Origin of the sequence: Nocardia sp. NBC_01009 (genome assembly GCF_045208035.1) — a bacterium.
Taxonomy (GTDB): Bacteria; Actinomycetota; Actinomycetes; order Mycobacteriales; family Mycobacteriaceae; genus Nocardia.
On record NZ_CP108695.1, the window covers coordinates 5,160,522 to 5,184,416 of the forward strand.

Here is a 23,895-nt window from a genome sequence, read left to right on the forward strand (position 1 = left end):
ATCGGTGCGGCAGCCTTGGGGCCACCGCCATTAATTCCTGAATGCCAGCTAGGAATTTGATCGACGGCGGGACACAATATTTGCAAGGATGAATGTTCCAGGGCGATCTGTTGTGTTCGACAGATCACCTCGCCTGCACTGATTGGAGGCGGAACTGACGATATGCATCGAGACGGAGAGCGTCCGAAAGGTCTTTGTGTTTCCGCGCTGGCGGCGGTAGCGAACCCGTCGTACTCGCGAATCGATACGTGGAATCTGCTCGACGATGCGTGCCGGCAGCTCGCAGATGTCAATCGTGCCGGGCTGGACACCACCCACGCCACCGCCCGAGTGCGGCGCCTCCTGGATCGTCTCGGCGCCTACGAGCGGTACTGGCTGTACCCAGGCGCGGCGAGACTGGCAACGTTTCGCGGATATGTCGCCGATCTTGCCACGACGCGGCTCACCGAGGAGGTGTCGCTGGCCGTGCGCCTGCTCTCCGAGTACGGCGACCGCACAGCTGTGTTCGACACATCCGCGCCGATGGCCGATCAGGAACTGGTGGCGCGGGCCAAACGGCAGCAGTTCTACACCGTCCTGCTCGGCGACGATTCCCCGCCCGAGGCTCCCGAGAGCCTGGCGGAGAGCCTGCGGGCGCTTCGCGGCCCGTCGGACGATGTGCAGTTCGAGCTGCTTGTCGTGGCGAGCATCGAGGACGCCATCACCGCCGTCGCGTTGAACGGCGAGATTCAAGCGGCGATCATCCGGGATGACCTGCCGCTTCGTTCACGCGACCGGGTGCCGTTGATGACCACGTTGCTCGGCGCCAACGACGACGTGGTCGTAACCGACCGTACCCACGCCTGGGTTGAATGTGGCGAGTGGATCAGGGAGCTGCGGCCTCATATCGACCTGTATCTGCTCACCGACGAGTCGATCGCCGCGGAGACCGAGGACGGGCCGGACGTCTACGATCGCACGTTCTATCGGCTCAACGATGTCACCGACCTGTACAGCACGGTGCTCGCCGGCGTCCGGAGCCGGTTCGCCACACCGTTTTTCGACGCCCTGCGTGCCTATGCGGCCGCGCCGGTCGGCCAATTCCACGCCCTTCCCGTCGCGCGTGGCGCCAGCATCTTCAACTCCAAGTCGCTGCAGGACATGGGCGAATTCTACGGCCGCAACATCTTCATGGCCGAGACGTCGTCCACCTCCGGCGGGCTGGACTCACTGCTCGACCCGCACGGCACGATCAGGGCGGCGATGGACAAAGCCGCCGAAACGTGGTGTGCCGATCAGACGTACTTCGTCACCAACGGAACATCCACCGCGAACAAGATTGTCGTGCAGGCCCTGACCCGGCCGGGCGACATCGTTCTGATCGACCGCAATTGCCACAAGTCGCACCACTACGGCCTGGTGCTCGCCGGGGCGTACCCGATGTACCTGGACGCCTACCCGCTCGAGCCGTTCGCGATCTACGGAGCCGTGTCGCTGCACACCATCAAGAAGGCGCTGCTGGACCTCGAGGCGGCCGGACAACTGGACCGAGTGCGCATGCTGCTGCTCACCAACTGCACTTTCGACGGCATTGTCTACAACCCCCGGCGCGTGATGGAGGAGGTCCTGGCGATCAAGCCGGACATTTGCTTCCTGTGGGACGAGGCGTGGTACGCGTTCGCAACCGCGGTGCCGTGGGCACGGCAGCGGACCGCGATGGTTGCCGCCGAGCAACTCGAATCGACGTTGTCGTCGCCCGGGTATGCGGAGGAGTACCGCAAGTGGCGTGCGTCGATGCAGGGAGTCGACCGTGCCGAGTGGGGCAACCACCGGCTGCTTCCCGACCCCGGGCGCGCTCGGGTACGCGTGTACGCGACGCATTCCACCCACAAGTCGCTGTCGGCGCTTCGGCAGGCGTCGATGATCCATGTCCGTGACCAGGATTTCAAAGCTCTTGTGCGCGAGGTATTCGATGAGGCGTTTATGACCCACACCTCGACGTCGCCGAACCAGCAACTCTTGGCGTCGTTGGACTTGGCGCGTCGGCAGGTCGACATCGAGGGATTCCAGCTGGTCCGGAATGTCTACGACATGGCGCTGGTCTTCCGTCACCGCGTCCGCAAAGACCGGCTGATCGGCAAGTGGTTCCGCATCCTCGACGAGGCCGACCTGGTGCCCGACGAGTTCCGGCCCTCTGAAGTCAGCTCGTACCGGCAGGTCAGGCAGGGTGGCTTGGCCTCATGGAACGAGGCGTGGCGGTCCGATCAGTTCGTGCTCGACCCGACACGGGTCACCCTGTTCATCGGCAAGACCGGCATGAACGGGTACGAGTTCCGCGAGAAGATCCTCATGGACCGGTTCGGCATCCAGATCAACAAGACCTCGATCAACAGTGTGCTGTTGATCTTCACGATCGGCGTCACCTGGTCGAGCGTGCACTACCTGCTCGACGTGCTGCGTCGGGTGGCTACCGACTTCGAGCGCAGCCAGAACGCGGCCGGTAAGGCCGATCGCGCCCTGCAACAGCGCCGGGTTGACGAGATCACCAAGTATCTGCCAGCGCTGCCCGACTTCAGTGAGTTCGACAGCACGTTTCGTCCCGACGGCGCCAGCACGTTCGGCGACATGCGATCGGCCTTCTACGCAGGGTATGAGGAGTCCGACCGCGAACAGGTACTGCTCGGCGACGCCGGGCGACGGCTCGCCAAGGGGAAGACCCTGGTGTCCACCACCTTCGTCGTCCCCTACCCGCCCGGCTTCCCAGTGCTGGTCCCGGGCCAGGTGATCTCGACGGAGATCCTGTATTTCCTGGCCGAGCTCGACGTCAAGGAAATTCACGGATACAACCCCGACCTAGGGTTGTCGATCTTCACCGAGGCCGCGCTTGCGCGGCTGGCCGCGGCTCGGCACGCAAGTGCCGCGGCGCCCGTTGGTGCGCCCGCGCCCAGCCACCGTCGGGTAGGGGTGTCGTGAGCTGTCCAGCAGACTATCTGTTGTCCTGCCCTCCATCCGAGGGCTCTGATCGCCGACCGTTCCCCCAACCGTCCGCGTGTATGAATAGAAGTTGTGGCGCAATGTAATTCGTCAGATGCAAGCCGATGCTTCAGGCGCTCGCCGCGCCGCCGAGGACTCGCAGCGTTGCGCGGGCCGCGAGAGGTTCGTAGTGGTCGGTGAAGAGCTTTGCCACGAGTTCACCGCGACTGGTGACGCCGACCTTGTCGAAGGTGGCTTTCACATGGTCGCGGACGGTGTGCGCGGAAAGGTTGAGCTCGGCGGCGATTTCGCCGGTGGAGCGGCCGCGCGCAATGAGTTCGGTGACCTCGAGTTCGCGGCGGGTCAGTTCGTAGGCGGCGACCACCAGGGACGCGACCTCCGAGGGGGTGGCCACATCGATCACCAGCGCGGTCATTCCGGCATTCCCGTCGGCATCACGCAGGCAGGAAGCGTGGCAGATCAACCAGCGGCCCGTGGTGGTCCGGATGCGGATCCGGGTGTTCTCGCCGGTCAATCGGGCCCGGCCTGCAGTGCTGAGAATCCAGACCGGCAGCGGTAATTCGATGCCTGCGGCCGTCGCCGCGGACGGTCCCGGCGGCATCTCGGCGAGCAGGTGACGGGCCTCGTCGTTGATCGAGACCAGGGCACCTGTCGCGTCGAACAGCAGCATGCCGGGGGCATCGCCGCGGTGCGTCGCAGCCGGTGTCGAGGGCTGTGCGAAGCTGCGCAGCCGCCGGGCCATCGGGGCGGACAGAGTATGCACCAACGCAATGTCAGCAGCTCGGAACGGCTTTCGCCCGCGCTCCCGGAACAGGCTCAGCTGCCCCCACGGCTGTCTGTCGACGCGCAGCACCGCTCGCAGTTCGTCCTCGAAGCCACGTGGGCACATGAAACTCCGGTAAAGCGGGCTCAGCGTGGGGCGATCGCCGGTCACCTCCCGCAACCCGGCGACCGGTACCGGGGCTCGCGCCAGATCGCGGAAGAGATTCACGTGTTCGGCGAAGAGTTCGGATTCCCAGTAAGTTCCGCAACCACCCTCGTGCAGGTTCTCGACCCGCACCGGCGCCGTGGTCAGCCCGTTGATCGGATCGGTCGCCACCCACACCGCGGCATCGAACGGCGTGATCCGGCGTAGCCGAGCAGAGGTCTGTGCGAACAGCTCATGGGCGTCGGTAGCGGTGGCGATGCCCGACAGCAGTGCGCCGACCGCGTGCGGTGTCGGAGTGCTCATGCTCGCCATCTTGCTGCCCCCCGGACACAATCGTCATCCCGCATATGAGGGGGAAAGCCGAAGGACGGCAGGGAAATTCCCGCAATCGCGGGATACTGCGCACGCTGCCGCCGGATGACGCTGGTCTCCACATCGCCCCGACAGCCGGGCAGCAATGAACCAAGGGAGATCCAACATGCACATCGGCATCATCGGCGCTGGCGCGGCCGCGGTCGGCCTGCTCGACGCACTCGCCGGAATCGATTCGACGCCCCGCAGCATTACCGTGTTCGACGGCTCGTCCTCGATATGGCGGGGCCGGCCGTACCAGCCGGACCTGGAGGCCGTGCGGGTGAACGCCCCGCCTGCACTGATGTCGGTGCGAGCAAGCGACCGAAGCCATTACGAGCGTTGGTTGGATGGCCGCGGCGATACGGCGCGCTACCTCGACGAGGGTCTTGGGCAGCCACTTGTGCCGCGTGGCGTGTACGGCGAGTATCTCGAGCAGAGCGCGCGGACCGCGATCACGCGGCTGCGGCGCAACGGGTGGCAGGTGAGCGTGGTGAATGCCAACGTCACCGGATTTGGCCCAGATGGCGGCTGTGCGCTGTACACCGACGGCAGCACCCATGTGGTCGATCGCGCCGTCCTATGCGTCGGAAGTGGCCGACCCCGTGACCACTACGGACTGACCGGCGCGCCCGGGTATACGAATGAGCCCTATCCGCTGGCCCGGACATTGACCGGCGTCCGGCCCGAGGCACACGTCGCGGTCATCGGCAGCGGCCTGACCGCGGTCGACATCGCCGCCGCCCTGACCGCGAACGGCCACACCGGTCCGATCAGCCTGCTGTCCCGCAGCGGCGTCCTGCCCTTCGTCCAGCAGCGCCCGATTCCGCTGGAGCCGAAACACCTCACCCCCGCCAATGTGCCACGGCTAGCCGAAAATGGCACCGTCACCTTCACTCAGCTGGTCGAGCTGATGCGGGCCGAACTTGCCGACCTCGGTCAGGATTTCGACGCCTTCGCCGCCGAAATCCTGGAAACCGATACCGAGGAGCCGCTTTCCCGGCTGCGCCGCCAACTAGCCGCGATCGATTCCCCGCACCATGGCCGGCGTTTGCTGGCCATGGCGATCCGAGTCGTTGGCCCGATCCTGTGGCCCGTGCTCCCGGAAGAGGACAGAACGCTGCTTCGTACCGTGCATTTCCGCACCATCAGCAGCCTGAGCTCCCCGATGGTCCCGCACAACGCGAGAATCATGCTGCGCCTGCTGGATTCGGGACAGCTCCGACTTCGCTCCGGGGTCACCAAGATCGAGGCGCGTGCGGGCGGCGGTTTCACGGTGTTCGACGATGCCGAGTGGACCGCCGACACCGTGTTCAACGCCGTCAACCCACCTGCCTACACCACGCCGCTGGAAACCGAACCGTTGGTCAGCGCCCTACTCGCCTGCGGCGCGGCCGAACTGGCGCCCACCGGTGGTCTACGCGCCGAACCGGGCACCCGCCGACTCCTCGTTGCCGACCGCCCCGACCCGACCTGGCACATCCTCGGCAACCTGGCCACCGATTCGATGTTCATCGCCACCAATCCTCCCGGCCTGGCAACCGAAGCCGCCTCGCTCGCCCAACACCTGGCCGACGGATAACCCCTGAGCTGCCCGCCTCGTCGCGAGAATCGGGCAATGGATTTGCCCTCGTGGACGATCTCGTTGCGACGATTAGCCAGAAGGTCCAGGTCTGGATGCGGTTGATAGTCCGGGTTGTGCTCTTCCAGCCACTTTGAGCGGTCGATAGCTGCCAGGACTCGCCCGAACTGGCAGGTGCGGAACGATCGGCCGGTGACGGAGCGGTTCAGCCCGGATGCCCTGCGCTGTGCTTGCGCGACCCACAACGACGAGCGTGGTGTGGATCGCGTTGCGATTCAACAACTTCTAGGTCATTGGACTGTGAGTTCGACGATGCGGTATGCCCGGCCGTCGACGACGTTCATCGAGGACGCGTATCGCCGTTCGGTCACCTTGGCGTTGGCCGAGCTCGGCGGAGAGGGCGGGACGGTATGAGGGTCCGGTGGCGGCTGCGGATGGCCGCGGCGCAACGCGAGGTCTGGTCCGGCACAGAGCTGCGTCGGCTGCTGGCCGAGAAGGCGGGCCTGGAGATGTCGGCAGCGTCGGTGTCGGCGCACGTCGCCGTGCCCGATTTCAGCGGTGGACGTGTCGTGGCGATTATGCGGACGCGTTTACTCCGTGGTCCAGTCCGCGCACAGGCATCAAATGTGACGAAGTCCAGCCGAGAAACGTGATGCACGTCATTGCCCGAGAAGGCGTGGTTGGGCATCGTCTTCAATTCGTTATCGGAAAGAACCTGGTTGGAGATGCCCATATGGTCGCCCACAATTTTGCGTACGACCTCACGCTGGACGAGGCACGACGGCGCAGCGCCGTCGTCGCGGCGCTCGGTGACGACTGGGATCCGGTCGCGGTGCTCGCCGAGGAAGATCTGGCGTACGACATGCTGTACTCGAATCTCGACGATGAGCAGCAGCGGATCTACGAGGAACTCGTCCGGGCCGGGATCCTGCCGGATCGGGCGCCGCGCCGTATTGCCGACTGATCTCACCGCCGAGCACGAACCATGACTGGTGTTCGGCGTGTTGCCTCCGGCGAGTCGTGACCTAGCTGCTCAGGCTCTCGGCTGAGTTTCGTGGGTAGTGGATGCGCAGTAATGGCTCATACCGATGACCTGGGTGGCTCATCTGTAGTGGCAAAAGGTGATCGGACGATTGCCGCTGAAGATGAGCCGAACCAGCGGATGCGGGCGTGGATGTGCAGGTGAATTCCGACGTTGGTTGTCGACAGACTATGGCGTCGGTCGGCGGGTCGAGATTGCTTGATATCGGTGGAAAGTGATGTCGCGGGCCAACGGGTTGCACTGGCTGGGCGTTTCTGCCGAAGGCACGCTCATGGTGCGCCTATGTCAAGATGCAACCTCGGTGCGTCAGGGTCGCTCCGGTCGACCACGTGGCACCGCTCGATCTCGTACTCCGGCACCCGGTCGATGCGGTACTCGGCGTATTCCACCGACTGCTGGATGTTGCGCCGGAATCGGTCGAAGGTGAGCGGGGCGCGGGTGGAGGCCAGCATATCCCGAGTTTCCGGGCAGCTCAGGGCGGTTCGGATCCGGGTCACCCAGCCCTCGTCCAGGAACCATGGCATCCAGGGATGCTCGTCCACCATGCCGGCGTCCACGACCACCCAGTCCGAGTCGAGGTTCTTGTCATGGCCGATACGGGCATTTGGGAACCGAAAAGTGTGTGCGGCAAGCGGATACGACAGACCCATCGGATCGAGGACGCGGACATCGAGGGGCATGTTCGTGCCGATCATGCCGAGGTTCACGAAAAACACGGTATGCCCGGCGCCACCATCCGGGATCGGTGTCGGAGGCGGGACGATGGTCCAGCTCCAGGACGGCGAATTGATGAGCAGACCGCCGTTCGGGCTTCTTGCGATATCGCCGACCATGGCGCGCATACGCGGGTAGTCCAGGTAGTCCTCGGCGCGGAGCGGGTGATCGTGGCCGGTGGTCTGGACGTAGTAGAGCCGCTCGTCTGCGATGCCGGAGGTGCTGATCTTGGTGTCGGTCTCGATGGCGGTGGCGTTGGCCGCGAACAGCGCCCAGCCCACGGTTCCGGCGAATGCCGCCGGCACGATCAGGAAGGCCCGGCCGGTGCGGCGCGGGTCCGCCTGCGCGGTCCAAGACTTCAGCGGCAGCACCATGACGGGCAGCAGCAGGCAGAACAGCTGCGGCAGCAGCATCCGGCCGTGCATGAAGTCGCCGCCGACACGGATCTCGTAGACGGCCAGCAGGACACCGCTGCCGAGCATGAGTGCGACCACCGCGGCCGGGGTCCGCAGCCACCCGCTGAGTCGGTGAATACGTTCGCGCAGAGCCGGTTTCGCATCGCGGTCGGACGCGATAGCGGCATGGCCACCGATACGTCGGGACCGCACCGCCACCACCGCCGCCACGCCCAGCACCACCAGCGGCACCCACAGCCAATACGGACCAACCAGATTCCACAGGTAGACCAACCCCTGCCGCCATTTCGCGCCGCCCGCATCTTTGGCAACGGCCGTATTCGGGTACGGCAGACCGTAATAACCCATGCGCCAGATCTGATAGGCGACCGGCGCCACGCCCGCCACCGCCACCATCAGTGCACGGAACATCCACGGCCGCACCCGGATCCCCGGCTGTGGCGCGCAGCAGATCATGAGCAGCGCCAGCGCGCCGACCAGCGTCATCTCCGGTCGGATCAGCGGCGCAAGACCCGTGACGAAGGACAGGCCGAAAACGCTTGCGAAGCGCACTGTTTCGGCGCGGCTTCAGCGGATCAGCCACCACCACAGCACCGCCAGCCAGCAGATGACCAGGCTGGACTCCAGTCCCGAGGTGGCATAGTCGCGGGCCGGGGGCACCGCGATATAGACCAGAGCGCCTGCCGGAAGCAGTAATTGGGCACCGCCCCCATCCCATAACCGGGCCGCGCCCAGCATCGCGAAGACGATGGCCGCAACCGACAGCGTCAGCGCGATACCCAGCACCACGTACTCCAGCCGGGCCTGCGTCAGCCAGCTGAAGAACCAGATGAGGTAGGTCCAGGCCGTACTGGTGTTGACTTCGACGCGTTCACCCGCGTTGAAGACTGGGCCGTTGCCCGCCAGCAGGTTTCGCACCGTACGCAGCACGGTCAAGCCGTCGTCGGCGATCCAGCGCCGCTCCCAGCCACCGATCGCGAAAAGCGCAGCGGTGAGCACAATTCCGCTGACGAAAGTTGTGCGAGATGGTCGCTGTGTCGCCGGCGCAACCGCAAGCTCTTCGCTCACCACCATGTCGGGCGAGATAGTCAGCGTCACCTAAGCGAACCGAACGTCATGATGAGCAGGAACCACTGTGGACAGCCGGATACCGGCGACCATCCCCCCGGCTACCGCGCTCAGCAGGAAGCCGGAGGATACGAGACCGCCGCGCTGTCCGGGCTGCCCGGAAAGGTAACTCATGGATCTTCTCCTCATTGGTACGGGCGAACCATACCGTGCGATCCAACGAGGGGCCAAAATCTTGGGGTCAGCCGTGCGGCCGGACCCGACTTCGAGGATCTTTCGCGCACAAGCACTTTCAGAGCAGCAGCCTCGAGCCTGTACCAGCGGCCGGCTACGGTCGCGGGCCGATCGGCGAGCATGGCGGGCGGTTTCCTCATTGGACACGCGCTTGGGAGTATTCGGGGGCACTGCCGTCCCAGCGTATGTCCAAAGCGGTTGCCTGCTCGTGGTAATCACACGTCGCAAGCATCCGCTGATGGCTCAGTTATCGCGGCAATCACCCACTTTCGCTGGCAGTCTCGGACGACTCGTCGGCGCCGGGCTCCTCGAACAATCGCGTTGCTCGATCTGATACGCCGCCGCCGTGTCGAGGACCTCGCTCCGCCGCCGCGTGGACGGCCTCGGCCGCGAGATGGGCCAGGACGTCGTAGCCGTCGCGGGCGTGGCGCCATGTAGTCCGACAACGGTATCCACGCCTCGTACCAGGCTTCGGCGGGTTGGCCTTCGTGTACGGGTTCGCGGGGATCGCGGTCGGGCACCGTCCAGACCGCGCATCGACAGGCCGGGTCCTCGCAGCGGGAGAAACGTTCCGCCGGGTGGGGGTTGTAGCGGTGGCTGCGTCCGGCCAGCATCGGACAGACGCGACGGGAGTAGTAGCCGCACTGGGGGTTTATCTCGACACCTGGAACCGGGTGATGATGCGGACCTGCTCGGGTCAGATTGGAGTGCTGGTCTGGGGAGGCAGGTTAGCGCATCGAATCACCTTCGTGCGCAACTGCCGACCCTCTCAGGCCTGTTGGCCTTCGTCACTTCAGGCTAGCGGTTTCGTCACCGGCTAGTGCAGTTCTCCGATGGGGTGGTCGGGCACTACAACCCCCGCGCTGTTGAAACAGAACCAATACCAGTCGCCGCTGAGGTGATGGGATTTGCCTGTCGCGGGCCGGTGGCCAGAAAGATTGGCAAAGCCACTTCCCATCGAGCAATAGGCCGCCATAGGGCCAGTCCTGAAGTAGATGCCGTCGTCGCGGCATTGCACACCGCGAATGCGATATAGGCCGAGGCGGTCACCTTCGAACGTCCGTGGATCGACCCCGGCACTCACCTGCCGTGCCGCATCATCGAAGGCGTGCGCCGAGAGGTGCCAGCGCACAGCCATTGGCAGGTCTGCGCTCCATAAAATGGGCGTGAGCGCGATTATCAGTGCGGGAGCAGCCAGGGGTCCGAGCTCAGGTACCCGAAGCTGCCGGAATCGGATTGCCAGGATCGGGTAGACGAAGACCATGCACCACACCACAACCGCTATGAATGTCCCCCCGAGGATCAACAACGGCGACGGCGACAACGACTTCAGCTCGGTGCTGGCCGGCTCGCTCGCCGCGACGAGTATCCCAAGGCAGGCCACGAAGGTGCAGACGAGCAGAAGATGTCTGCTAAGCAGTGACCGGTATCGTCGGTTCCCCGGTCGGCTTTTCTCGGTTTGGGCCGTGCTCATGCCGGGAGCCTAGACTCCGGCCGCACATCGTGACCAGGCCTGTGGCCTGATCACGGTCGGGTTCGGGGTGTCGGTGCCGGTGAAAGGCGGCCACCGCGCGATCCTGTCGAATTTGTGTGTAATACAACTGAATTCGCGGGTGGTCGCCGCGCACAGCGTGTCGGGTGATAGGTGGCAGGATAGCTTCGAGGACCTGATGGGGCGTGTAGCCGGGCGGTTCCGGCGTGTCGAGACGCGCCGCACCGCACGGGACTTGGTGGCCGGGTCTGGTCTCGGAGCTGCTGGACAAAGAGCTGCCCCCGCTATTCATCGCAGTCGTTGTCGCGCGCGGGGGGATGTTCCAGCTCGCTGCTGTCACCTCCGGAATCAAGTTTGGCGAGGGTCCTGATCTTTCCACAGCTGAGGCGTTCACCGACGTTGGGGCAACAGCCGTGGCAGATATCGCCCGGGCCGTGAGGATGGGTCAGACGGTCCAAACATCGACCGATTTTCGGGTAGGCGATGAAACGCGTCTAGTCGGCAATCGCCTCGCGGGCTTGGGGGTTCGCGACGGCTTCGGCCGCCAGGTCTTGCCGCGTTGATCGGTTCAGGCGTGCTCACGCTCGGCTCGCTGCTGGACCAGCTCCTCGACCGCGGTGGGGAGGGTGGTTTCGAAGTCGATGAGTTTGACCCACGTCGGGGTGATGACTATCCGGACCATGCCGTCGTAGAGCGAGCGGACCTCGGCCTCCCACGCGACGCGCTGCTCGGTGGTCATTTCGTAACTGCCGTTCATCTGCAGGTACTCCTCCGGGATGCCGTCCACCACGTCCAGCTCCGCTCGACCGCGGATGAGCAGGATCTTCGGCGGGTGCACCTCGGTATCGATCGTCAGCGCGACCTCGGGGTTGTGCCGCAGGGAGGGCAGCTTCGGGGCATTCTTCGTGGTGCAGACGACGATCTCCGAGCCGTTCCAGGTGAATGCGATCGGGATGTTGCGAGGTGTGCCGTCCTTCGCGACGTAGGCCATGCGGAGCAGGTCGCGGGCCAGGAGCTCCTGGCTGATCGGGAGGTTCAGGATCGCGGTGATCTCGTTCGGTTGCATGGTGGTCGCTCCTTCGTCGGTGTCGTCGAGGCCCCTTCGGCTGCTCGTACCCCTGGGACGGAGCCGCCCGAGCGTTCTCGACATCTACGGCGCATGAATTTCCGGATTTTTTCTGGACCCGGACGGTCGGCTCACCTACGTCGGCACCGGCGTCAGCATGGCCGCTCGCCGTAGCCTGCGGGCCCGGTTCGATGAACTCGCCACCGCCGTCATGCCGTTCGGTGCTCCGGTCAGTGGCCGTGGCCGTAGCGGGGGTAGGGGAGCATCCGGCGGTTGGCCGCGGTAAGCCTGATTCGGTGAGCGGTGTTGGGCTGTGGGTGATTTCATGTCGCGGTGATCGGTGAGGGCGGCTACGACCGCTCGTCTGTCATCGCGACGCCCTGTAATTGGGCCGGTCTGCCAAGGCTGCTATCGCTCACGCCGCAGCCGCCCCGAGCCCTGCGCCGATTGCTATGCCACGCAAATCCTGTTCTGGAGAGAGGATCCTGCGTGCCGTCCGGACCGACGCTGACGTCGTGTTCCTGATCGCTTAGACGTCCTCAGTAGCATCTCTGACGGTCGGCTCAGTCGTCGGCCGCGACAAGGAGTGTGATCTGCCCAGCCGAGCGGTCGATGAGCACGAATTCGTGGAAGTAGTCGTGCACACGCCCCCAGTCGTGGATGGCCTCGTCCCCGAGCTCGCTCAGGTAGTAGATGTGGTCTGCCGCGGCCAAGCGGCCGAACACCTCCTGCTGCAGATCCGCCTCCAGCTCGGCGGGCACGTCCCAGAGCGGGTCCACCCACTCCCGGAGGATGTGCACGCCCTTCTCCCGGCTGATGCTCTCGTAGACGTCGGGTGTGACCAGCCTCAGCCAATACGGGCCGTGCCTGGGTCCCTCCGGCAGCACTCCACCACCTGCATAGTCGTCCCGGAACTGTTCATGCCCGATGAGTGCGGCGAGCAGCTCCCTGTCGCCGACAGACTCTGCGGGGAGCCGCAGATGCTTGATATCCACCCACCTGAAGCCATGGGACCTCGAATCCTGGAACTTGTAGTCCCGAAAATTGATGAAGGCGCTGCCCTCGTGAGTGAGCTCGTTCCCCATAGCACCACAGCTTAGGAGCCGAACAAGGCGCTCCCTGCGGACCCACCGGACAGAACCTAGCCTTCATCCAGAGGAATAGCGCGTGGTTCACATACCTACATTCCCCCAGTTTTCACCGGGGAAGGGCTGCGTCATCCGAGTTGGCGTGGGCTGCGCAGTTCCTCGAGGCTGGCGCACCAGAGGACAAGATCGCACTGGATACGGCGCTGAACGCTCAGATCCAGTACGACCATCGACAGCAAATTGCCGCAGTGTCTGCTAACCCTTGTGTGGTTAGCCCTGGTGTCCGGAGGAGGAATTGACGGCTACACTCACTTGCTTCACCAGCGGAAATCGACGACTTTGGGGCAGTAGCCACACCCGGTCCTGTCGACTTGTTCAGCCGAATTGTTCTTCACGTTTACTTTTGGGGCTGGGGGAAGGGCTCATTGATGGTTGTGAAGTATTGGATGCCAGCGGCGATGGCGACCGGTGCACCGACGAAGATGGAGCCGGCGAGGACGCCGATGGGGGCGAGCGCGGCGGCGCCGATGAGGCATCCGGCGAGCGGGCCTGCGCCGAAGAGGGTGGCGAGGGGACCGGTGAGCGCGGCACCAGCGGCGCCGCCGAGCAGGCAGCCGATTGTGCCAGCGCCAACGGCTCCGACGATGGCGCCGATTCCGGCCCCGAGGATGACGGTCTGGCTCATCCGGGCCCAGGCCGCGACTTCGCGGTCGTAGGGCGTTTTCCACGGTGCCTGCTGTTCGAACGGCAGCGCGGCGGGCTTGTAGTGTGCGCGGGTCATGTCGAGCGCGGGGGTGAGGGTGGCGGTGTCACCGTCGATCTTGGCGTCTATGGGGAAGGCGATGTCGTCGACATTGAATTCGAGGGGTACACCGGCGATGATTTCGCCGTTGTTGGAACGGATTTGGAATTGGCCGTGGTCGACGATGAGTTTGCCCGCGTCGACGGTGATGACCGCGGCGTTGCCGTCCTTGTAAGCTGTGTAGTTGACGCCGGGCGCGACGTCGACGCCGAGTGGGCCCGAAGTCGGTGCAGCCGAAGCGGTGCCGGCGGTGAGACCTAAGGTGGCGGCGGTAATAACAGCTGCGGCAGTAACTTTGGTGATGGTCATGATTGATGTCCCTGTGCTGGTCGATCGTTGGGTTGAGGTATGGTGGTTCAATACGGCAGGTATTGATGCCGGGGGACTTGGGGCGGCCCGGGGAATGCGTTGTTCCACCGAGACCCCGTGGGGCACGGCGCAACTCCTTTCCGTGTTGGGTGTTTGTGGATGAGCGTTCCGCTTCGGTCACAACTGGGTCGAGAGGTCCAGCGGCGACCGGGACGATCGCACGCTCGCGACGGCAGCAGGACATAGTCGGCCATCCCGCACGTCCAGTGACTTCAAAGCGCAGATCGAATATTTGAACTGTGGGTCAACTATTTCCTTCGGAATGCCTGAACACCCCGTGGGACATCAGAACTCAGGACGCTCCTGCCTGGTCGATACTCATGCCGCGGGTTTCACGCGCGCGGAGCATGACGGGTCCGAGGCACGCCAGGAAGATCGCGCAGATCAACCAGAACGGAGCACTCGCCCCCAGTTTCGACTGCATGAAGGGAACCGACGCGACGACGAGAACCCCACCGAAGCAGCGGCTCGCGGACTCCACGAACCCGGCGGCGGTTCCCCGTGCGCGAGTGGGGAATTGCTCCGCCGTGAACAGCTTGGTGAAGGGCACCAAACCCGTGCAGAAGAACGCGCTGGCAAGACCGCAGGCGACGGCGAATGCAAGGTTGTGAGACAGCGCGAGCTGGCTGAAACCGAATATCGAGCCGAGGCTGTAGAGGAGGAAGGTCTTCTTACGGCCGAGTCTGTCGGCAAACTGCCCCACTGCGATCGCCCCCACTGCGCCGGCAATGATGATCCCGATGGTGGTGACCAGCGCTCCTCGGGCTGACATCCCCATATCCGCGTAAATCGTTGACGCGTACACCAAAATTACGTAGGTGCCAGCACTTGCGCCGGCGCAGATGAGCAGGCACAGAAGGAAGCGGCCGAGCAGCGGCCGACGAAACAGGGCCGCAGAATTGCTGCCTCGTTCGGTGGCGGCCTCGTATTCGGCCTGCACGATGGCAGTGATTCCGGGATGCAGGAGGTCGTCGTCGTGCTTGTAGCCGGCCTCGCGTTCCATCCGCTCTACCAGCGCCTGTGCGTCGGATCCACGGCCCTCGAGCAACAGCCAACGCGGGCTTTCGGGCAGATACCGATAGATGAACGGCACCGCCAGAATCGGCAGGCCACCGATAAGGAACAGGATGCGCCAGGCCAGATCGACGGGAAGATGGTCGACCATGACGAGCGCGGCTGCCTGAGGAATGAGATAGCTCAGCGCGAGTACTGCGGACGCCGCGGCGATCATTCTCGCGCGGGATCGGGTCCCCAGCAGTTCCGAGAGCATGAGGTATGGAATCGGGAAGACCGCTCCGAGCGCGAGGCCCCCGAGAACACGCATCGCCATGATCCAGCCGACATCCGCGGACACTGCGCACAGCGCGGAGAACAGTGAAAACAGCGTGACGCCCCAGAGCAGAACAACCTTGCGGCCATAGCGGTCGATGAGACGACCAGCGAGGGCTGCGCCCACGATGATGCCGGTGGTGGAGGCGATGCCGAGCTGGGCGGTGCCCTGGGCCGTCAGGCCCCAGGACTCTTTGACCAGCAGCAGGATCGGGCCGATCACCCCGGTCTCGAACCCCTCGGCGAGCCAGATGACGGTCACGAGGATGGTGGTCAGCAGTGCTGTCCTCGTCATCGGTAGCCGGTCCAGGCGGGAGAGCAGGTTGGCCGTCACCATTGCGCCCGGCGGGATAGTGGTTTCTTGCATGGGGCCTCCTTGGGAGGGATTGAGCGTTCGGGCGAGGCCACGATGGCCGGGGCCGAGAGGTCAGGTCGCGTCCAGGATCATGACCATGTGCGCGGACATGACCATTCCTCCGGCTTGCACCAGGCAGGTTCGTGCGTCGGGGACCTGACGCGGGCCGCATTCGCCGCGTAGTTGGCGGACCGCCTCGATCGTCAACTGCATGCCGAACTGGCCGGAATGGTTGAACGAGAGCCCTCCGCCGGAGGTGTTCAGCGGGAAGGATCCGCCCGGGGCGATTCGTCCACCGCCGACGAATGCGCCAGCGCCGCCGAGTTCGCAGAAGCCGAGCGCTTCCAGCGCTACGAGCACATTGATGGTGAATGCGTCGTAGATCTGGACCATGTCGATGTCTCGGCGGTCGAGCTGCGCCATGGCAAGTGCGTTGTCTGCGATCATGCGTAGCGCGCCGTTGTCGAGCCAGTCCTCAGTGCCGAGGGGGGTCATGTGATGCCGGTAGGTGTCACCGAAACCTCGGATCGATACCGGTTTCTGCGCCAAGTCGCGGGCACGGTCAGCATTGGTCAAGATCATGGCGCCGGCGCCGTCGTTGATCTGGCAGATGTCGAGCTTGCGTAGCGGGTCGGCAATGACCGGTGACGCGAGATAGTCATCCATGGTCAGAGGTCCCTGACGCGTAGCGTTCGGGTTGAGCTGTGCCCACCGACGGGCGGCGAGTGCCACCTGGCCGAGATCCTCTGGCGCGCCGCCGAAACGACTCGAGTACAGCTGGGCGAGCATTGCGTAGTACCCGACAGGATTGAGCATTCCGTACGGCGTCGTGAACTGGCCCATCGGTGAGCGCGGGTCTTGGACGATGCCGCCGCGTGCACGACTCTTGTCCAGACGCTGGGTGCTGCCGTAGGTGACCAACGCTACTTCGCACAAGCCTGCCTCGATGGCCGCCATCGCATGGACCAGGTGGGTGATGTTGGACTGGCCACCGACCACTGTGCTGTCGACATATCGTGGGTGAATATCGAGATACTCAGCAACAAGTAGGGCGTTCGCGCGATCGTCCCAGTGGGCGAAGACACCGTCGATGTCGGCAAGGCCGAGCCCGGCCTCGAGCAGCGCCAGGCGGGCCGCCCTGCACTGCAGCGACAACGCCGTGGACCCGGCGGGCGCACTGCCCAGTCCCGCTTCACCCACCCCGACAATGGCGTACCGGCCCGCAAGAGTGCTCTTGTCCGCCATCTGTTATTCCGTCCCCATGGATGCGGCGATGATCTTGGCGCGAACATCCTTCTTGAGGACCTTGCCGATCGAGCTGCGCGGCAACGTCTCCCAGAATTCGACCTGCTTGGGGGTCTTCAGGCTGCCGAACCGTTTCCGGCACATCTCGATGATGGTCTCGGCGGTCACCACGGACTCCGACTTCAGCTCGATCACCGCTGTGAGCCGCTCACCCCAGTCGTTGTCGGGCACACCGACGACAGCGCAGTCCTGCACGGCGGGATGAGACCAGATCAGCTGTTCGATCTCACTGGGATAGATGTTGAATCCGCCGGAGATCACAACATCTTTGGTGCGATCGACGACGTAGAGGTAACCGCTCTCGTCGAAGACCCCGATATCTCCGGTGTGGTGCCAGCCGAAGCGGTGAGCTTCGGCATTGGCCTCGGCATTGTTGAGGTACCCGGGACAGACCAGCTCACCCCGGACGACGATCTCCCCGCGCTCACCAGCCGGGACGAACCCGCCGGCGTCGTCCATCAGCGCCACCTCGCACGCCCCGGTCGGGCGGCCGGCCGACGCGAGGTGCTCGACGGCCGCGGGATTGTCGCTGAGGTAATGATCCTTTCGCGAGAGGCACGTGATCACTCCCGGCGCCTCGGATTGCCCGTAGAACTGGACGAACACCTGACCCCACAGTTCCAGCCCTTCCTCGAGCTTGTCCACCGACATCGGCGCGGCGCCGTAGATCACGTACTCGAGGGAGGAACAGTCACGTGTCTGTGCGTGCGGGTGCGCCAGGATCCGGTAGATCATCGTCGGCGGCAGGAAGATGTGTGTCACCTGCTCCCGCTCGATCAGTTCGAGGATGACTGCGGGGTCGGTGGACGGCGCTATCACATTGCGTGTGCCGAAGGCGGACAGTCCCATTGCCGTCGCGCCCGCAGCGTGGGTCAGCGGTGCCACCACCAGGTGTACCGGGTCCTTCGCCGGTGCGGTGAACTGATTGGCGATTCGGTAGGCGGCAAGTAGGCAGCGGTGGCTCTGCATGATCGCTTTGGGGCGACCGGTTGTACCTCCGGAGGACTTGATCAGCGCGATGTCGTCGAGGTCTCGTCGGGTGTCGCAGGTCTGTCCTCTGTGGTCTCGCTTCCATGCCTCGGCACTGTGACCGGGAGCGGTGTCCTCGTTGAGCGCGATACATGCTGTGAGCGTGCGTACTTCGGCCCGAATGCGGTCTATGTGCGGGAGGTACTGTTCGTGGTAGACCAACGCCGACATTTCCGTGAATCGCATGAACCAGATCAGGTCCTCGATCTGGTCGCGGGCGTTGAGCGGTACGTAGGTTGCGCCCGCGCGCAGGATTCCGAGCATCGCGACGAAGCCGTCGGGATGATTCGGGGACAGAATGCCGATGGTGCCGTCCGCCAGTCCTTCCTGGGTCAGTCCGTGCGCGATCGCGTGCGAGGCCACCACGACGTCCTGGTAGCTGAGCCGCAGTGTGCCGGCTTGTAGGAACGTGCGCTCCGGGTATCGGGCGGCGCCCGCGTCGAAGTAGTCGGTGATCATCGGTCGTCCAGATCTGTCAGGGTGAATTGGGGGAGGACGGTGGTACTGCTGATGCGTTCGAAGCGGACTTCGACGCGGGCGCCGACGCGGATGCGGTCGATCGGGCAGTCCACGATGTTGGTCAGCAGGCGCACGCCCTCGTCGAGGTCGATGATGGCCACGGCATAGGGAACCTTGTCCGCCATCGACGGATCGGCCGGAATCCGACAAATCGTGAAGGTGTAGATGCTCCCCGCTCCCGCCGAGTCCACCCATTCGAGGTGTTCCGACAGGCAGGCCGTGCAGAAAGCGCGCGGATAGAACTGATGACGCCCGCACTCCTCGCAACGCTGGACCACCAGGCGTTCCTCGCGGGCTGCATTCCAGTACGTTGCCGTCTCGGTAGTGGGGCGCGGTTCCGGGCGCAGCGCGGAGTCAGACATTGGCTCGCAGTTCGATGCCCGGTGCTACCAGCCGCACGTTCTGCTTGCTCCGCATTCGACTGAGTCCGGCCATCAGCTCGACGACCGACTGCTCGACGCTGAAGGTGTCCTCGACCGGGACGAGTGCGTCGATCTTCTGGTCGTCGTACATGTAGCGCAGGATCATCTCGTCCGGTGAGAGGTGCCCGTGCCGTTTGCGCAGTTGCGGCACGATCGGGTCGAGCTGCGGCGGTGTCTCGGAGATGTCACGAGAGCCGTTGTTCATCACCAAGTCCTTGACGTTGTCGTCGACGGGTAGCGGTAGCGCGCCGAAGTATCCGCACACGTACTTCTTCACCTCGTTCGGCACCACGGTGTAGCGCTCGGTGTTCAGCACGTTCATCACTGCTTGGGCGGCGACGATGGCGGGGAACGGCGTCGCCATGACGGGCGAGCCCAATTCCTCACGCACCCGGCCGATCTCCTCGATCACCGCAGGCAGCTTGCCGGCAATTCCGGCCGCCTTCAGCTGCGCCTCGAGATTCGTCATGGCGCCGCCGGCGTACTGCGTCTGATAGTTCGCCGGGTCGTATTCCGCTGGGACTCCGACGGGGTACTCCAGTTGCGCCGCCAGCTTGCCCAGGTAGTCCCCGACCTCGTCGAGCGCTCGGTCGTCGACGTCGACGTCGAATCCAAGGGCGCGCAGATCCCGAGCCATCATCTGAGCCGACGGCAGCGAGTTTCCGTTGGCCAACGGGTCGATGGCGGTCAGTATCTGATCCGCGCCGTACACCGCCGCCTCGAGCGCGACCTGCGGACCCATCCCGGTCAAGCAGTGCGTGTTCAGCTCCAGCCGAGTGTCGCCGATCGCCGCCCGTAGTGCTGGTACCAGCGTCCGGGTGCGTTCCACGGTCAGGCTGCCACCGGCGTCGGCGAGGCAGATCGTGTCGGGGCCGAAGCGATTGATGACCTCTCGGGCCTGCCGGACGTAGAAGTCGTCGTCGTAGCCCGGCGCGTGGTTGAACACGAGAGCGATCGTGACCTTCGCCCCGAGCCGCTTCGCGACATGGATTCCGGGTGCCACGTTGTCCCAGGAATGGAGGGAGTCGAGGACCGCGAAGTCGCGGATGCCGTTGACGAACATCCGCTCGATGAAGAGTTCGTTGATGTCGGCCGGTTGCGGGTAGAAGCCGTGCAGCAAATTGCTGCGGATGGCGCCCCGGAGGGGAGTTATCGGGATCCGATCACGCAGCAGACGCACCCGCTCGAACGGATCTTGCTGCAGGAACAGGATTCCGGCGTCGAAGCCCACCATCGCGAGCGCCTCGACGGCACCGAAGCCTGCTTGTTCGATCCTTTCCGCGATGGGCAACATGTGTTCGGTGCGCATCCGGGTTGCCCACAGGCATTGATGAGCGTCCCGGAGCGTGCCGTCGGTCAGGGCGATCGTCCGGCGCTGACCCGTGCGGGCGCAGTCGGCCTCGACAAGGGGCCGAAGGTTGGCGAGCACTGGATTCACCCTTCCTGTTGCAGATGGATGCGGACACCGGGCGCATGCACGCTCAATGTGGCGTAGCGGCCGGCACGATCGAGCAATCCGCGAGCGAGGCTCTCGTAGGGTGTCAATGTTTCGTATGGCCTTACCGCGTTCACCCGCCGCGGGACGGTGGCGACCGTGACTCCGGCCACCCAGGCGATCAATACCTCCTCGTCGGTTCCGAGATCGGCTTCGACTGCGGGGGAAGAGGCTTCGGGCGACAGCACCAGGCCGACCCGCTCCTGGAGGTCGGTGCGAAGGTCACCGTCCGCCGTGCCGTACACCCCTTGCAGCAGCCTGCGCAGCACTGGCCGCAGGCTTTCGTATCGCTGCTCGCCATCGAAGTGGCACATCGCCTGCTCGGCGATCGCGCGCGCGAACGGGGCCACCATCGGCGGTGAGCCCATCTCACGGCGCACGACCGCGCATTCTGCGGCGAACTCGTGCAGGTCTGCCCAGCGCCCACGCTCGCGCAGGGCACTGCGCACGTCGGCGGCCACCTCCCCCGGCAGTTGATGGACGTAGGTCGCCAGATCGAAAGACCACGGCGCCGCAGCGGGAAAGCCTTCCTGGTCGGCGATTTCGGCAAGGACCGTATCAGCGGACAGCAGGCTGTCGAGGTCGGGCAGATCCTGGAAGTCCTGGTCATGTTGCAGGACGCGGATCAATGACGGCAGAGATGGAAGGGAGGCACCGTTGGCGACCGAGGGCAGTGTGGTGTCGATGCTACTGACGCCGAGCCGGCCGGCCTCGAGAGCGACGACGGTCCCGAGCGCGGTGTGGCATCGAGTGTGAAGGTCGAGCGGAGTGCTGCCGAGAGCCGACACCAGTGCGGGGAGAAGAGTGTGAGCTCGGTCCGGTGTCAGGACTCCGCTTTCGTCCCGGAGCATCACCCGCGCAGCGCCGGCAGCGACGAGCGATTCCGCTCGCTGCGCGTAGATTTCGTCCGACATGCCGTCGTCGGCCGTGTAGGGCAGGGCGGCGATGGCGGTCAATCCCGCAGTGGTGGCGGATCCCAGAGCCGGCTTCAGGCGGGCGAGGTCCAGCAACGGATCCAGCAGGACCACCTGCTGCAGGCCCGCTGTGGCCAGTGCCGACAGCCAGGCATAGACCGTCGTGGGGCCGAGGACGTCGGCGCCCGGTCGTCCATGCCCGGTCAGCAGGTTGACGGTGGCGCGCAGCGGAATAGAGCCGTAGTTCCTACAGGCGAGTTCTACCCGCTGCAACGGGTGCTCGTCTCTGGCCAGGCACTGGTCCAGGACCGCGGGACTGAGCACCTCGACCGCTGCGAGCCCACTGGACGACAGCGCTCCCGCGGGAGAGAGGAGCATCCGATTGTCCAGTGCACCAGACCAAACCACCGTCTGGCCGTCGGTAAGGCTCGTGTCGGTGAATGTGAGCCGGTGGCTGCTCATGCGGATGCTCCCGCCTCTATGGGGGACTGACGAACGCCGAGGTCCTGATCACGCGCTGGGAGAAAGATGTCCTCGACCCATCTCGTGGTGACCGACCCCTCGCAGAAGTGTGGGTGGGCGAGCACCGCGTGGTGGAACGCCGCAGTTGTCGTCGGACCGCTGACCGTCAACTCGGACAACGCGGTGCGCATCTTCTCGATCGCCTCGGTTCGGGTGGGGGCGTGCACGATGATCTTCGCGAGAAGCGAGTCGTAGTACGGCGTGACCGTGTACCCCGAATAGCAGTGGGTGTCGACGCGAACGCCGTGCCCGCTCGGCGGCGCCCACTCCTGGACCAACCCGGGACTGGGGAGAAAACCTCGGTCGGGATCTTCGGCGTTGATGCGACACTCGATAGCGTGGCCGTCCAGGGCGATGTCGTCCTGCGTGAAGGACAGCGGCAGGCCGGATGCGATGCGGATCTGCTCGGCCACCAGATCTCGTCCACTGATCATCTCGGTGACGGGATGCTCGACCTGGATGCGGGTATTCATCTCCAGGAAGTAGTAGCTGTTGTCGCGGTCGTCGACCACAAACTCGACTGTGCCCGCACCGACGAAGTCCACGTTTTGTGCGAGGCGGACAGCGCTCTTACCCATTGCCGCACGTTCGTCTTCGCCGAGCACCGGTGAGGGTGCCTCCTCGATCAGCTTCTGATGGCGGCGCTGTGTCGAACACTCTCGCTCACCCAGATGCACGACGTTGCCGAATTGATCACCGATGATCTGGATTTCGATGTGCCGCGCTCGTTCGATGAACTTCTCGACGTACAGGGTGGGATCGCCGAAGGCGGATTGGGCCTCCGATGCGGCGGATCTGAAAGCATCCGGAAGTTCCTCGGCAGACCCCACGACCCGCATGCCACGCCCGCCGCCGCCCGCAGTGGCCTTGACCAGGACGGGAAAACCGATCTGCGTGGCGATCGTCAGGGCCTCGTCCGGATCGGACACCGCTCCTGAGCCGGGCACGCACGGAACCCCTGCCGCGGCGGCCAGGCCCACCGCTGTGATCTTGTCGCCCATGCTGTCGATGGACTCGGGCGTCGGACCGATGAAGATCAGGCCGGCGTCACCGCAGGCGCGGGCGAACGACGCTCGTTCGGACAGGAATCCGTAGCCGGGATGGACCGCGTCGCACCGGGTCCCTCTCGCGGCCCGGACCAGCAGGTCCGCCCGGAGGTAGCTGTGTGTCGGCTGGGGCGGGCCGATGACGACGACCTCGTCGGCCATCCGCGCTGCCAGGCTGTCGACGTCCGCCTCGGAGACACCGAGAACAGTGTCGATGCCCAGCGAGCGGCACGCCCGGATGATGCGGACTGCGATCTCGCCGCGATTGGCGACGAACACCCTCCGGATGTCGTGCCCAACGACGGGGATGTCGCCGGTCATGCTTCGACCTCCGTCTCGATGGGGTCGACGATCATCAGTATCTGGTTTTGCTCAACCGCCTGACCGTGCTCGACGAGGATCGAATGGATCCGTCCGGCTACCGGCGCCGCGACCGAGTTGAACATCTTCATGACCTCGACCAGGCACAGCGTCGCGGACATATCGACCTGTTGGCCCTCTTCCACGAACGGCGGCTGATCCGGAGCGGGCGTGCGGAAGAACGTGCCGGGCATCGGCGCTCGGATCGCGAGCATTCGATCCGGGACCTCGGATGGTGCCGGGCTGTTGACGGCCGCCGACGCGGCCGTCGCGGGTATCGGCGTCTTGACGGCCGGGGCCGCCGTGGGGAGTTCGACCGGCAGCGCGCTCAGCGCCGCCGCCCCGGGCTTGCGCGCCTGAAGGACGACGTCTCCGATCCGAAGGTCGAGCGAATCGAGATGCTCTGCGGTGTCCAGCAGTTCAAGGATGCGTCGGACGTCTGCGTGTTGAAGATTCATGGTCCACTCCTCGTAA

General features: G+C 64.8%; 18 protein-coding genes and 2 pseudogenes. 5 read left to right on the forward strand and 15 right to left on the reverse strand.

Annotated features, from left to right (window positions below; genetic code table 11):
• Positions 1-162 precede the first annotated feature (162 nt).
• The gene (locus OHA42_RS22990; protein WP_406229932.1) at positions 163-2,952 is read left to right on the forward strand and encodes an aminotransferase class I/II-fold pyridoxal phosphate-dependent enzyme; all 2,790 of its coding nucleotides are present in this window, start codon (positions 163-165) and stop codon (positions 2,950-2,952) included.
• Positions 2,953-3,082: 130 nt separating this feature from the next.
• On the opposite strand, the gene OHA42_RS22995 is transcribed toward OHA42_RS22990, so the two are convergent.
• The gene (locus OHA42_RS22995) at positions 3,083-4,204 is read right to left on the reverse strand and encodes a LuxR C-terminal-related transcriptional regulator (RefSeq protein WP_406229933.1); all 1,122 of its coding nucleotides are present in this window, start codon (positions 4,202-4,204) and stop codon (positions 3,083-3,085) included.
• 175 nt (positions 4,205-4,379) lie between these two features.
• Here OHA42_RS22995 and OHA42_RS23000 point away from each other — a divergent pair, with 175 nt between their 5' ends.
• The 4 genes and pseudogenes from OHA42_RS23000 (at position 4,380) to OHA42_RS23015 (ending at position 6,798) form a co-directional block, all read left to right on the forward strand.
• The gene (locus OHA42_RS23000; protein WP_406229934.1) at positions 4,380-5,834 is read left to right on the forward strand and encodes an FAD/NAD(P)-binding protein; all 1,455 of its coding nucleotides are present in this window, start codon (positions 4,380-4,382) and stop codon (positions 5,832-5,834) included.
• Between the two features lie 186 nt (positions 5,835-6,020).
• Positions 6,021-6,248, forward strand: a pseudogene (locus OHA42_RS23005) (tyrosine-type recombinase/integrase); the annotation flags it as partial.
• Positions 6,245-6,487, forward strand: coding sequence for a hypothetical protein (locus tag OHA42_RS23010; RefSeq protein ID WP_406229935.1), 243 nt, complete (start codon positions 6,245-6,247; stop codon positions 6,485-6,487). The pseudogene OHA42_RS23005 and the gene OHA42_RS23010, both read left to right, overlap by 4 nt.
• Before the next feature lie 80 nt (positions 6,488-6,567).
• Positions 6,568-6,798 carry a DUF6400 family protein gene (locus tag OHA42_RS23015; RefSeq protein ID WP_406229936.1) on the forward strand — a complete coding sequence of 77 codons (231 nt, stop codon included), beginning with the start codon at positions 6,568-6,570 and terminating at the stop codon, positions 6,796-6,798.
• A 347-nt stretch (positions 6,799-7,145) separates the two neighbouring features.
• Here OHA42_RS23015 and zomB read toward each other — a convergent pair.
• The 14 genes and pseudogenes from zomB to OHA42_RS23085 all read right to left on the reverse strand — a co-directional run bounded on the left by zomB (position 7,146) and on the right by OHA42_RS23085 (position 23,879).
• A pseudogene (gene zomB / locus OHA42_RS23020) lies at positions 7,146-9,080 on the reverse strand (flagellar motor control protein ZomB).
• A 24-nt stretch (positions 9,081-9,104) separates the two neighbouring features.
• Positions 9,105-9,248, reverse strand: coding sequence for a hypothetical protein (locus tag OHA42_RS23025; RefSeq protein WP_406229937.1), 144 nt, complete (start codon positions 9,246-9,248; stop codon positions 9,105-9,107).
• Between the two features lie 877 nt (positions 9,249-10,125).
• Entirely contained in the window at positions 10,126-10,782 is a 657-nt protein-coding gene (locus OHA42_RS23030) for a hypothetical protein (RefSeq protein ID WP_406229938.1), read from the reverse strand.
• Positions 10,783-11,368: 586 nt separating this feature from the next.
• Positions 11,369-11,866, reverse strand: coding sequence for a pyridoxamine 5'-phosphate oxidase family protein (locus OHA42_RS23035; protein ID WP_406229939.1), 498 nt, complete (start codon positions 11,864-11,866; stop codon positions 11,369-11,371).
• A 563-nt stretch (positions 11,867-12,429) separates the two neighbouring features.
• A complete protein-coding gene (locus OHA42_RS23040) occupies positions 12,430-12,951 on the reverse strand; it encodes a hypothetical protein (protein WP_406229940.1) in 522 nt (173 codons plus the stop codon).
• A gap of 400 nt (positions 12,952-13,351) precedes the next feature.
• Complete coding sequence (locus tag OHA42_RS23045) at positions 13,352-14,065, reverse strand: hypothetical protein (protein ID WP_406229941.1); 714 nt, start codon at positions 14,063-14,065, stop codon at positions 13,352-13,354.
• Positions 14,066-14,417: 352 nt separating this feature from the next.
• Positions 14,418-15,821 (reverse strand): MFS transporter, encoded by a 1,404-nt coding sequence (locus tag OHA42_RS23050; RefSeq protein WP_406229942.1) that lies wholly within the window; start codon positions 15,819-15,821, stop codon positions 14,418-14,420.
• A 60-nt stretch (positions 15,822-15,881) separates the two neighbouring features.
• Positions 15,882-17,054: a thiolase C-terminal domain-containing protein gene (locus OHA42_RS23055; protein ID WP_406229943.1), complete on the reverse strand. Its 1,173-nt coding sequence runs from the start codon at positions 17,052-17,054 to the stop codon at positions 15,882-15,884.
• 3 nt (positions 17,055-17,057) lie between these two features.
• Entirely contained in the window at positions 17,058-18,602 is a 1,545-nt protein-coding gene (locus OHA42_RS23060; RefSeq protein ID WP_406229944.1) for a class I adenylate-forming enzyme family protein, read from the reverse strand.
• Positions 18,599-19,024, reverse strand: coding sequence for a Zn-ribbon domain-containing OB-fold protein (locus OHA42_RS23065; protein WP_406229945.1), 426 nt, complete (start codon positions 19,022-19,024; stop codon positions 18,599-18,601). The genes OHA42_RS23060 and OHA42_RS23065 overlap by 4 nt, the downstream gene beginning before the upstream one ends.
• Positions 19,017-20,513 (reverse strand): pyruvate carboxylase, encoded by a 1,497-nt coding sequence (locus OHA42_RS23070; RefSeq protein WP_406229946.1) that lies wholly within the window; start codon positions 20,511-20,513, stop codon positions 19,017-19,019. Before OHA42_RS23070 ends, OHA42_RS23065 begins: the two co-directional genes overlap by 8 nt.
• A gap of 5 nt (positions 20,514-20,518) precedes the next feature.
• Complete coding sequence (locus tag OHA42_RS23075; protein WP_406229947.1) at positions 20,519-21,955, reverse strand: hypothetical protein; 1,437 nt, start codon at positions 21,953-21,955, stop codon at positions 20,519-20,521.
• Positions 21,952-23,382 (reverse strand): acetyl-CoA carboxylase biotin carboxylase subunit, encoded by a 1,431-nt coding sequence (gene accC, locus OHA42_RS23080; RefSeq protein ID WP_406229948.1) that lies wholly within the window; start codon positions 23,380-23,382, stop codon positions 21,952-21,954. Before accC ends, OHA42_RS23075 begins: the two co-directional genes overlap by 4 nt.
• Positions 23,379-23,879 carry an acetyl-CoA carboxylase biotin carboxyl carrier protein gene (locus tag OHA42_RS23085; protein ID WP_406229949.1) on the reverse strand — a complete coding sequence of 167 codons (501 nt, stop codon included), beginning with the start codon at positions 23,877-23,879 and terminating at the stop codon, positions 23,379-23,381. The genes accC and OHA42_RS23085 overlap by 4 nt, the downstream gene beginning before the upstream one ends.
• Between the last annotated feature and the right edge of the window lie 16 nt (positions 23,880-23,895).